We start from the raw sequence: 11,596 nt of genomic DNA on the forward strand, positions 1-11,596 counted from the left end.
CGAGTTAATGTATCGACTTTCACGGCTTCGATATCTTTTCCCAATCGGCCTCTTTATTATGTTTTTCCTTGATGGATCATTAAGTAAAATCTTTGCGAGTTTCTTTTTTAGTTATCCTTATGCGACGGTTTCACAACTAACCCTTTTATGGTTTGTTATGGCTTACTTTTTTGAGGGAGACATTCAAATTCCGTTAACATTCTTTGCGGTAATTGCAGGAGTAGTTGCGGATGTTTACTATTCCGGAATTTTAGGACTATTTATTTTTTTGTATCCCTTGATTGTTTGGTTAACGCGAGTACTAGCACATTCGTTTAATCCATCATTTTTAACGTCCATTTTAATTTTCTTTATTGATGTGGCAGCCTTTGAATTCTTAAACTATTTGGCCTATAACATTGTTGGGGTAACAACGATGTCAATTGTTGACTTTGTGGTGGACGTTTTAACTCCAACCTTAGCCTTAAATTTGGTTTATTTTGTGGTGTTATACTGGCCAATTAGTGCAATATTTAAGTGGGCAACGAAAGGTGAAAATTAGTTTTCTCATATTTTTTTAATCAAAAATGATTGACAAAATAAAAAAAGCTCGTTAAGATAGTGACAATTAAATAAGCGACGAAGAGCAGGACTAGTAAAAGTTAGCTGATTAAGCAGAGAACCTCAGGTGGTGGGATGAGGTAGTCGGTTACTTTGAATCACAACTGTGAGTTGATCACTTCAAAGGTGATCCGGGGAAGCCCGTTACAGCACAGAGTTTAAAGTTGAACTCGCTGAGGCTAACTTTGTGAAAAGTTAGTAATGATGAGGTGGAACCGCGGAAACGCCCTCTGGTCAGATTGACCGGGGGCTTTTTTGATTCCATAAAAATTTTGAACTTGATGAGGCGGTGATCGTGAGATGACCGTAAAATGGGGTGGAACCACGGTGAAGCGTCCCCTGAGGCTAAGTGCTCAGGGGGCGCCTTTTTAATTCTCAGCACTGATCGCCGCTTCGCGTTTAACAAAATTAATATAAGACGAGGAGGAGCAAATATGTCGTTAAATTACATTTCGGAAATTTTACCATCATTACTTGATGGTACGAAACTGACCTTATCATTATTCTTTTGGACTTTAATTGGATCATTACCACTCGGGATCTTAGTTAGTATTGGTTTGATTGGTAAATTTAAACCGCTAAAATGGATTTTAGATCTTTACGTTTGGTTGATGCGGGGAACGCCACTGCTTTTGCAATTAATTTTTGTCTTCTATGGTTTACCAATTATCGGGATTGTTTTCCCACGTTATGAAGCAGCGGTCTTTGCCTTTATTCTTAATTATGGCGCTTATTTTGCAGAAATTTTCCGGGGTGGGTTCCAATCAATTGATCCTGGCCAATATGAAGGGGCTAAGGTGCTACGGTTAAGCTACTCCCAAACTTTACGCAAGATTGTGATTCCACAAGTTGTTAAAATTGTAATTCCTTCAATTGGAAATGAAGTTATTAACTTGGTTAAGGATTCATCTTTGGTATATGTAATTGGACTTGGCGATCTTCTACGGGCCGGAAATGTGGCAACAGCTCGTGATGTTACTTTAGTACCATTATTAATGGTTGGGGTAATTTACCTGATCTTAATTGGAATTTGTACCTTCTTATTACGGAAGGTCGAAAATCGCTACTCATACTACAAATAATTGGGAGGTAGCAAAATGTTAGAGATAAAGAATTTAAAGAAGAGTTTTGGCAGCCGTCAAATTTTAAACGGGGTTAATTTTACAGTTAATGATGGCCAAATTTTGTGTATTGTTGGCCCTTCCGGAGCTGGGAAAACGACCTTATTGCGGTGCATTACCGGATTGGAAAGTGCAGATAGCGGTGAATTTTTAATTGATGGTGCCGTTTTTGATCCCCAAGGAATGGAAGCAAGTGATGCGGTGATGGGAGTTGTATTCCAAGATTTTAATCTTTTTCCGCACCTTTCAGTTTTAGAAAATGTTACCTTAGCGCCAGAAATGGTTCTCAAGGAAAGTAAAAAAGTTGCCGAAAAAGTAGGTCGCGAATTACTAGCCGAACTTGGTCTACAGGGAAAGAGCGATCTTTATCCGTACCAGCTATCTGGTGGTCAAAAACAACGGGTTGCCATTGCCCGAGCCTTGGCGATGAAACCAAAGATTCTTTGTTATGATGAACCAACAAGTGCCCTAGATCCTCAATTACGGGACGAAGTAGCTGATTTACTTTTGAAGTTGAAAGAGCAGGGGATGACTCAACTAGTAGTTACCCACGATATGGACTTTGCTGAAAAGATTGCGGATAAGTTGTTAAAGGTTACAGCATTAGATCAGAAGGGGTAAGCTAAGGATGAAACGGTTTAAATTACTAATTTTGGCCGTTCTTTGTCTTCCAGTGATTTTCTTAGCTGGTTGTCAGTCGGTTGTTCAACGGGCAAACAGTCAGGATACTTGGTCAAAGATCGAGCGGCAAAAGAAAGTTGTAATAGGGTTAGATGATAGCTTTGTTCCAATGGGATTTCGGGAAAAAAGTGGTAAGCTTGTGGGATATGATGTTGATTTAGCTCGCGCAGTATTCAAGCAATATGGCATTAAAGTTGATTTTCAACCAATTGATTGGTCAATGAAGGAAACTGAACTCCGCAATGGAACCATCGATCTCCTTTGGAATGGCTATTCAGTTACCCCAGAGCGAGCGAAAAAGGTGGCTTTTAGTCGACCATACCTCCAAAATCAACAGGTCTTAGTTACCAAGAAAAGTTATGGGGTTAAAACCTTTGCTGACATGAAAGGAAAAACCCTTGGGGTTCAAAATGGTTCGACAGGTCAAACGGAGTTAAATGCTCAACCAAAATTATTAAAGAATTTTATTAAGGGAAAGACGCCAGTTTTGTATGACACCTTTCCAAATGCCTTTATTGATCTGAATGCTAACCGGATTCAGGGGCTTTTGATGGATAAAGTTTATGCAGAATACTATATTCGGCACCAGAAAAATCGAAAAGACTTTAGAGTCATTGTTAATCCTAACTTTGAAGTTGATGACTTTGCCGTTGGTTTAAGGAAAGGGGATAAGACCTTAAAGAAGAAGATCGACCAAGGCCTTGGACGATTACAGAGAAATGGTCAACTTAAAAAAATTAACGAAAAATGGTTCGGGACTTCGAGTAATTATCTTGGTAAGTAGGTAAACTGCTTTTGTATGGCTTAATTTCAAAAATGGCTAGGAAGAATTTCTTCCTGGCTTTTTTATTTAAAATTTGATACTAAGTGATCCCTTTTTATCGCTATGAAAACGCTTTGTGGTAAAATGTACTTGTAAATCAAATTTGAGGAGGAATTGCTCATGACAATGGATCCAAATAAGGCTCAGGATGTGTGGAAAGATGTTGGACAACATGTTCAATTTACGGTACTTGAATTAAATCGAAAGGACCAAGCTAAGGAGCGTGAAGTAATTTGTGAATTTGCCGACCGTTATCAAGCAATTTTGCGTTCCTTACGGATTCGTGATGAAAAGGGCGATCTAAAGGGATCGTTTGGTTTTAGTAGTGCTGCTTGGGACTACCTATTCCCTGGTTCAGCAAAACCAAAGGAATTGGAAACATACCAAACGGTTAAGGGGCCAAAGTATGAGATGCCAGCTTCTAAGGGTGATCTTTTCTTCCACATTCGGGCTAGTGACGAAGCTGTGGTATATGAAGCCATGAGTCAATTCCGGCGCTTCTTAAAAGATATTACGACAGTAGTTGATGAAACAAAGGGTTTCCGTTACTTTGAAGGTCGCGCAATTATCGGTTTTATTGATGGGACTGAAGCACCACAAATTGAAGATGCTGCCGACTACGCAATTATCGGGGATGAAGATCCGACCTTTGAAAATGGTTCATATGCCTTTGCCCAAAAGTGGCGGCATAACATGGACTTCTGGAACCACTTGAAGACCGAAGAACAAGAAAAAGCTATTGGTCGGGAGAAGTTTAGTGACCTAGAACTTGATGACGAAGAAAAGTTCAAGAATGCTCACAACGTAACTTCTAAGGCAGAAATCGACGGTGAAGAACAAAAGATTGTCCGGATGAATGTACCATATTCTGATCCGGCTTCTGGAAATACTGGGACTTACTTCATTGGTTACTCTCGTCACTGGACGGTAACCAAAATGATGTTACAAAATATGGTTGATCAAAGCGATTTCTTATTGACTTTCTCTGATATTTTGAGTGGTCAATTATTCTTTATTCCTTCCCGGCCACTGCTTGACCAAATTGCTGAAGGTGAATTTTAATTCTTCTAATTAAACAAGAAGTAAAGCTAAGTAGAGGAGGGGAAAAATTCCTCGATGGCCAGATGGGATAAGAAGAACGAAAGTGGATTCATTAGAATCATTTTTGGCGTTTGCAAGCCCATTCAGTTGCTGTTTTGACCGCCGTTTCTGAGTAACATACAGAGATGAATAGTCAAAAGAAAAGTTGGCGAAAATAAGCGTACACCAGACTTTACCTAAATAAGAATAAAAAATTAGGAAAAGATGATATCTTAAAAAAAGGGTTAATCCTCAACTAAGGACTGTGAGTCCTGATACCGATAATGGTATATGATACTTGAAAATGGCTAAGCGGCATTTCAGGGGCTTATCCTTCCAAGCTACCATTACGATCTTATTCAGTTTTTTGGATAAGGTCGTTTTTTTTGGTTCGTGTAGTCACTCTTAAAACCTACAGGTTAAAACATGATAAAAATTTCAGCTTAGAAAAATTATTTTTAGTTGTCCTTTAGTTTATCAATTGAGCAAATTGTGAAAATTGAGGCCGGTTTAAATAAACTAATAAAAAATAAGAGTCATTGATAAAGATAAGTTACTACTTGCTTAGTTAATATATCAAATGATATTTGATTATTTTGAAATCAGGATAGTTTACAAACTATTAGTTTTCACACAACATATAGTGCTTTCGAAGTCAAGAGTTTCTATATATTGCCATTTTGGCTAATATGGAAACTGTTAATTATCGATTGAAGTGAGGACTAAGAAAATGCAAACAGATCTTGAAACCCTAAAAACTGTTCAAGTTGAAAAGCGGGATCAGACCGTGACTCCCTTTTACCCCTACAAAATTAACTGGGTGCTTGATCAGCTTCATGCGAACAAAACGGTTAAAAATGCAGTAGTTACCAACCTAATTAAGAAATTTTCAGGCCAAAAACTTATCCAAGCCAAGCAAATTGCCGCCGAGATTAAAGCCGCTTTAATTGCAAATGATCAACCCGCTTTGGCTAAAATTTATAGTGATTATCGGCGACGCGATGAAGAAAATTTTGCCAAGGCAACCGACCCTCAAGTAAAACTAAAAGCGCTTTTTGGGAAAAATGATCGGGTTGTCCATGAAAATGCCAATAAGGATTCAAAGGTTTTTAATACGCAACGCGACCTTGAAGCTGGCGTTGTCAGTCGAGCACTGGGGCTAAAAATGTTACCCGAAGTGGTGGCTAAGGCCCATTTACGGGGAGATCTCCATTGGCATGATCTTGACTACTCGCCCGTTACGCCGGAAACAAATTGTTGCTTAATTGATTTTGATGAGATGCTAGCTCATGGATTTAAGATCGGAAATGCTTGGGTTGATTCACCAAAATCAATTCAAACGGCGACTGCTCAAATGTCGCAAATCATTGCGAATGTAGCTTCGTTGCAATATGGTGGGTGCTCAGCTAACCGGATTGATCAGCTTCTAGAACCATATGCAAAAATAAATTATCAAAAGCATTTACGGGATGCCAAAGAGTGGGTGGCACCTGATAAGCAAATCGCTTATGCACGCCGGAAAACGCAAAAGGACATTTATGATGCCATGCAAGCCTTAGAGTACGAAATTAATACTTTATACTCATCCCAAGGCCAGACGCCATTTACCACAATTAACTTTGGTTTGGGAACTTCCTGGATTGCCCGCGCAATTCAAAAAGCAATTTTGCAAATTCGGATTAAAGGACTGGGGAAAGAACACCGAACGGCAATTTTTCCAAAACTAATTTTTACTTTGAAACGAGGATTAAACCTTAATCCTGGAGATCCTAATTATGATATTAAGCAGTTGGCATTAGAATGCTCAACGAAACGGATGTATCCAGATTTGTTGATGTATGATCAGATTATCAAGATTACCGGAAGTTTTAAGACCCCGATGGGCTGTCGGAGTTTTTTACAGGGGTGGCATGATCCCGCAAACGGGAAAGAAGTTAACTCTGGACGGATGAATTTAGGGGTAGTTTCCTTAAATTTACCCCGGATTGCCCTAGAAGCTAAAGGTGACCAAGAACTATTTTGGGAAATTCTTGATGAACGACTTAATTTAGCAAAGATTGCTTTGGATTACCGGATTAAGCGGACAAAGGAAGCAAAACCAGAAAATGCGCCCCTTCTATATATGTATGGAGCATTTGGAAAACGCCTAAAGCCAACGGATAGTGTTGATGAGGTTTTTAAAAATAGCCGGGCAACGGTTTCCCTGGGCTACATTGGGTTATATGAAGTTGGGGCTAGCTTCTATGGCCCAAGTTGGGAGCAAAACGAAGAGGCTCATCAATTCGTAGTTAAAATTGTTAAACGGATGGCAGCGGCTTGTCACCAATGGGAAGCTGAAGAAGGATATCACTTTAGTCTTTACTCAACCCCAGCTGAGTCGTTAACCGATACTTTCTGCCAAGCTGATATTAAACGGTTTGGTCGCATTTCAGATGTGACAGATAAAGAATACTATACCAATAGTTTCCATTATGATGTTCGTAAGCACCCAACCCCGTTTGAAAAGCTAAGTTTTGAAGAAGCTTTTCCTAAATATGCAGCGGGTGGGTTTATTCACTATTGCGAATACCCAAATTTGCGTCAAAATCCAAAAGCACTTGAAGCAGTTTGGGACTGGGCTTATGACCATGTTGGTTATTTAGGAACGAATACAGCGATTGATCAATGTTTTAAGTGTGGCTTTAAGGGTGAATTTAAAGCCACTGCCAGGGGATTCGAGTGTCCCCAATGTGGCAACCATGATCCAGCAACTTGTGATGTGGTCAAACGAACTTGTGGTTATTTAGGTAATCCGCAACAGCGACCAATGGTTCATGGCCGTCACGAAGAAATTATTCACCGGGCAAAAAATATGACAGAAGGGATGGTAAAACATGCCGCAAACTTTGAGAAAGCCAAACAATCCGAAGCCGAAAGAATGGTGCGCTGACCAACTTTCACAACAATATATTGCAGACTACAAACCATTTAATTTTGTTGATGGCGAAGGGATCAGATGTAGTTTATATGTCTCGGGTTGTCCCTTCCATTGTCCAGGTTGTTATAATGTGGCGGCACAGAATTTTCATTACGGTCAGCCATATACACAAGAACTCGAAGATCAAATTATTACTGACCTTAGTCAATCCTACGTCCAAGGGCTAACCTTGCTTGGTGGTGAACCATTTTTGAATACTCAGGTTTGTCTGCAGTTAGTTAAACGCGTTCGTAAAGAATTTGGTCACCAAAAAGATATCTGGTCGTGGACAGGTTACACTTGGGAAGAACTCCAAAAGGAAACAGCAGATAAGTTAGCATTGCTAAAACAACTAGATATTTTAGTTGATGGGCGCTTTTTATTGGCTCAAAAAGATTTAACCCTACAATTCCGTGGAAGTGCTAACCAACGGATTATTGATGTTCCAGCCTCACTAAAAAACGGTCAAGTTACAATCTGGAAGAACTTAGTTCGTTAATAGGTAAAGTGTTTTAATCCCGAACGATGATAATGTTCGGGATTTTTTATTTGAAATAGTGTTTACAATCGGTAAAGTTCGTGCTAATATTCAAAACATGAAAAGCCGAATGTTCGGTAGTCTATGTAGTTAAATGTAGGCGATTAAGCGATCGGCAAGAGAGAGAAAAGGTTTTGTGGAGGTAAAAATGGATTCACGAGTAGAGAGCGGATTAATGATTGGTCCTGATGATAAGGTGCCAACTAGCGAAGCGACACTATTGGGATTACAACATGTGCTAGCGATGGATGTGTATGTGCCACCAATTATTTTAGCGGGGATGCTCTCCATGGGAGCGATTGATTCCCAGGGATTATTACAGGGAACTTTCCTAGCAGCTGGGATTGGGACAATCTTACAAACGGTCTTCTTTATGAAGATGCCAATGTCTCAAGGGCCATCTTTTGTTCCGTTAGGTGCAGCTGCGGGGATTGCATTAGCCGGTGGTGGACTCAAAGGGGATGGAATGGAAACCTTAATTGGGGCGTTAATTGTTGGGTCAATCCTAATGGTTTTACTTGGTTTAAGTGGTACCTTCCAGAAGATTATCAATAAGTTAGTACCAGCTGTGGTCGGGGGAACGATTATCACTTGTGTGGGATTATCATTGATTCCATCAGCCTTAAATGACAATATTTTTGAGGCAAACGGTAATATTTACCAAAATATGGAATTAGCTTCGGCGACGGCTTTGACTCTATTGATTTGTGTTGGGATTAGTATTCGCTTTCCAAAAGTCCAAAAGATTTTCCGGACCGGTTCAATCGTCATTGCTCTTTTGGTTGGCACCTTATTAAGTGCTACTATGGGTCGGTTTGATTGGCAATCGGTAGCGAAGGCAGCTTGGTTTGGTCTTCCTCAACGGACGATTTTTCATTGGGGAGTTCACTTTAATTTAACCGCTATTTTAACGTTTATCATTATTTATGCAATTATTACGACGGAAACAACGGGGACTTGGTTTGCAATGGGGGCAGTTACAAATCATGAAATTACACCAAAACAATGGAACCGCGGGATTATTGGTGAAGGTTTGTCTTGTTTAGTGGCCGCCCTTTCTGGGACAACGCCAGTAACGGGTTACTCCACAAATGCTGGTGTAGTTTCCATTACTGGGGTTGCTTCCAAACGAGTTTTTGTCGCTGCTGGAATTTGGTTTATTATTCTTGGCTTCTTCTCAAAGTTGTCGGCATTTTTAGCCGCTGTCCCAGCTCCCGTGATCGGTGGGGTTTTTGCTATTATTACGGTTACGATCATGTTGAATGGTTTGAATGTTATTCGGGGGATTAAAACCGAATCAAGTGATCTTTATATTATTGGGTTACCAATTATCTTGACCTTAGCCATTGTGCTTTTACCAAGTAAGGTAACCAACAATGCTCCACAATTAATTCAATACTTGTTAGGGTCACCAATTGCAATTGCTGCCCTTTGTGCGATTATTTTAAACCTATTGATGCCGCGTGATCGTTACTAGATGGGAAAAACCAAGAGAGGATTATTTGAGCATAGAGTGAGTAATGGGTTAAAATGTTAGAGGTTGAGGTTGCTCAGCCTCTTTTTTAATTGTTTTGAGGAAAACGGTAGAGTAAGGAAAGAGATTAATGGAAACAGTTACCTTAAATAATGGGATGCAGATGCCAGTATTGGGATTTGGAACCTATCAAATTGAAAGTGTTAATACAAAAAAAGCTGTTAAGCAAGCGATTAATGCCGGCTACCGGCTAATTGATACTGCTCAATATTATGGAAATGAAGCCGGTGTTGGTCAAGCTGTTAAGGAAAGTGGAATTAGTCGGGATCAATTTTTCATTACTACCAAAACGCCCTTAAGCGGATACGCTGAGACGAAGGCAGGAATTGATGAGTCATTATTAGAAGGTAAGATGGATTATTACGACATGGTTTTAATCCACTGGCCAATTCCTGATTACCTTGATTCGTATGTGGCTCTAGAAGATGCTGTTAAAGAGGGTAAAATTCGGGCAATTGGGGTAAGCAATTTCAATCATCAACAGCTTCAGAAAGTTCTTGATGAGGCAACGGTTAAGCCGGCTGTTAACCAAGTTGAAACCCATTTGATGTGGCAACAGCAAAAAATGCATCGATTTTTGACTGAACATCAGATGGTGCATGAAGCTTGGTCACCGCTTGGTCAAGCAGCGGAAACAATTATGGGAAACAAAGTTTTAGCAACTCTTGCCCAAAAATATCATAAAACACCTGCCCAAATCTCACTCCGTTTCTTAATTCAAGAAGGGGTGGTTGTAATTCCTAAGGCCACTCATCTTAAATATGTAAAAGAGAATATTAATTTATTTGATTTTGCCTTAAGCAACGAAGAGCGACAATTGTTGCGTGCCCAAGATCAGCGAAAATCCCTCGAAGGGTGGCCAAGTGCAATGGCGATGGAAAGAGATTACTAAATAATAGGATCAAATTCAGTTGACGAAGTAACTTCGTTAGCTGTTTTTTATTTACCGTTCTAAATTTTGATGATCCTACCAATTTTAATTAGAGTTTCTCTTTAATTATCAAAACAGCCCCCGAGAAACCAAATAATGTTACAGAAAAGTTAAAATAAGGGTGGAAAACTCGGTAATTCTGTTGCTTTTAAAAGTAAAATCAGGAAAATTACCTTTTTTTCTTGGTAATTGTTACAGAAAATTATAATTTATATGGAAGGTATTCTGGTTGCAACATGGAGAAAGTAAAACGCGTTGGTATGCGCTTTTGAACGAAATGAAAAATTTGTGCGTTCTAAAGCTATTTTACAGCGTATTACAGAATCAACGAAATTTGAAAATCTTCAGTAATTGCGACGTAATTCAATGCATGTATAGTAGATACCGTTGATTTAGTTAAGCAAAACAAAAGAAAAGGATGTTTTAAATACTATGAAATTTAACAAGAAAGCATTAAAAGTTACTGCAGCAGTCGCTGGGGCCGTTGCCTTAGGAACGATCACTTCAGCAACGACAGCTAGCGCAGACTCCGTTTACACGGTTCAAGCTGGCGACACGCTTTCTGGTATTTCAGCAAAGTTTGGCCATGACTTAACCTTTGTTGATACCTTAGCTCAAAACAACAACATTGCTAACAAGAACTTAATCTATGTTGGCCAAAAATTGGTAATCAAAGATGATGGGGAAGTTACTTCAGCAACTGCTCAACAAGTAGCTACATTACCATCAGCTTCAGCCCAAAGTTCAGCTGCAGCTTCAAGTGCAAGTGACTCCGCTACCGTTGCTTCAAGTGCTAACACGGCTACTGCTGCTTCAAGCGCAACCAGCCAAGTACAACCACAGGTTCAAAGCACTACAACGACAAACAGTAACGTAAATTCTGCAGCTACTACAAACTCTACTTCTACTAATACCACTTCTACAACGACTTCAAGTAACCTTTCTTCAAGTGAAGCCGCTGCAAAAGCTTGGATTGTCCAACGCGAATCTGGTGGTAACTACTCTGCTCAAAACGGTCAATACTACGGGGCATACCAATTAAGTATTTCCTACTTAAATGGTGATTTGTCCGCTTCTAACCAAGATGCCGTAGCAAACCAATACGTCGCAAGTCGTTATGGTTCATGGGTAGCCGCCCAAGCTTTCTGGGAAAGCCATGGTTGGTACTAAAATTAGTTAAATAATAATTGATAAAGAAGGGGAGGCTGGGAAAAAACTCCTAGTCCAAAGTAAAAACCGGATGATGAATTTCTTAAACAATTCATCATCCGGTTTTTATGTACACAGGAAGTCGCTCCTGATATGATGTAATTAGCCCAAAACAAACAAAAA

At 39.6% G+C, this 11,596-nt stretch carries 10 protein-coding genes; all 10 read left to right on the top strand.

Annotation, left to right across the window (positions count from 1 at the left end; translation table 11 throughout):
• Positions 1–7 precede the first annotated feature (7 nt).
• The 10 genes from mreD (at position 8) to apf (ending at position 11,434) form a co-directional block, all read left to right on the top strand.
• The gene (mreD, locus tag H5993_RS04945) at positions 8–541 is read left to right on the top strand and encodes a rod shape-determining protein MreD (RefSeq protein ID WP_204776472.1); all 534 of its coding nucleotides are present in this window, start codon (positions 8–10) and stop codon (positions 539–541) included.
• Positions 542–1,034: 493 nt separating this feature from the next.
• Positions 1,035–1,682, top strand: a complete 648-nt coding sequence (locus H5993_RS04950; protein WP_204776473.1) for an amino acid ABC transporter permease — start codon at positions 1,035–1,037, stop codon at positions 1,680–1,682.
• Between the two features lie 15 nt (positions 1,683–1,697).
• Positions 1,698–2,342, top strand: coding sequence for an amino acid ABC transporter ATP-binding protein (locus tag H5993_RS04955; RefSeq protein WP_204776474.1), 645 nt, complete (start codon positions 1,698–1,700; stop codon positions 2,340–2,342).
• A gap of 7 nt (positions 2,343–2,349) precedes the next feature.
• The gene (locus H5993_RS04960; protein ID WP_204776475.1) at positions 2,350–3,186 is read left to right on the top strand and encodes an amino acid ABC transporter substrate-binding protein; all 837 of its coding nucleotides are present in this window, start codon (positions 2,350–2,352) and stop codon (positions 3,184–3,186) included.
• 159 nt (positions 3,187–3,345) lie between these two features.
• Positions 3,346–4,287, top strand: coding sequence for a Dyp-type peroxidase (locus H5993_RS04965; protein ID WP_204776476.1), 942 nt, complete (start codon positions 3,346–3,348; stop codon positions 4,285–4,287).
• A 748-nt stretch (positions 4,288–5,035) separates the two neighbouring features.
• On the top strand, positions 5,036–7,234 hold the full coding sequence (nrdD, locus tag H5993_RS04970) for an anaerobic ribonucleoside-triphosphate reductase (RefSeq protein ID WP_204776477.1): 2,199 nt from the start codon (positions 5,036–5,038) through the stop codon (positions 7,232–7,234).
• Positions 7,179–7,760 (top strand): anaerobic ribonucleoside-triphosphate reductase activating protein, encoded by a 582-nt coding sequence (nrdG, locus tag H5993_RS04975; protein WP_204776478.1) that lies wholly within the window; start codon positions 7,179–7,181, stop codon positions 7,758–7,760. Before nrdD ends, nrdG begins: the two co-directional genes overlap by 56 nt.
• Before the next feature lie 187 nt (positions 7,761–7,947).
• Positions 7,948–9,276 carry a uracil-xanthine permease family protein gene (locus H5993_RS04980; RefSeq protein WP_204776479.1) on the top strand — a complete coding sequence of 443 codons (1,329 nt, stop codon included), beginning with the start codon at positions 7,948–7,950 and terminating at the stop codon, positions 9,274–9,276.
• 127 nt (positions 9,277–9,403) lie between these two features.
• Entirely contained in the window at positions 9,404–10,225 is an 822-nt protein-coding gene (locus H5993_RS04985) for an aldo/keto reductase (RefSeq protein WP_204776480.1), read from the top strand.
• 471 nt (positions 10,226–10,696) lie between these two features.
• Entirely contained in the window at positions 10,697–11,434 is a 738-nt protein-coding gene (gene apf / locus H5993_RS04990) for an aggregation-promoting factor (RefSeq protein WP_204776481.1), read from the top strand.
• The last annotated feature ends 162 nt before the right edge of the window (positions 11,435–11,596 follow it).

Origin of the sequence: Limosilactobacillus alvi (genome assembly GCF_016900115.1) — a bacterium.
Taxonomy (GTDB): domain Bacteria; phylum Bacillota; class Bacilli; order Lactobacillales; family Lactobacillaceae; genus Limosilactobacillus; species Limosilactobacillus alvi.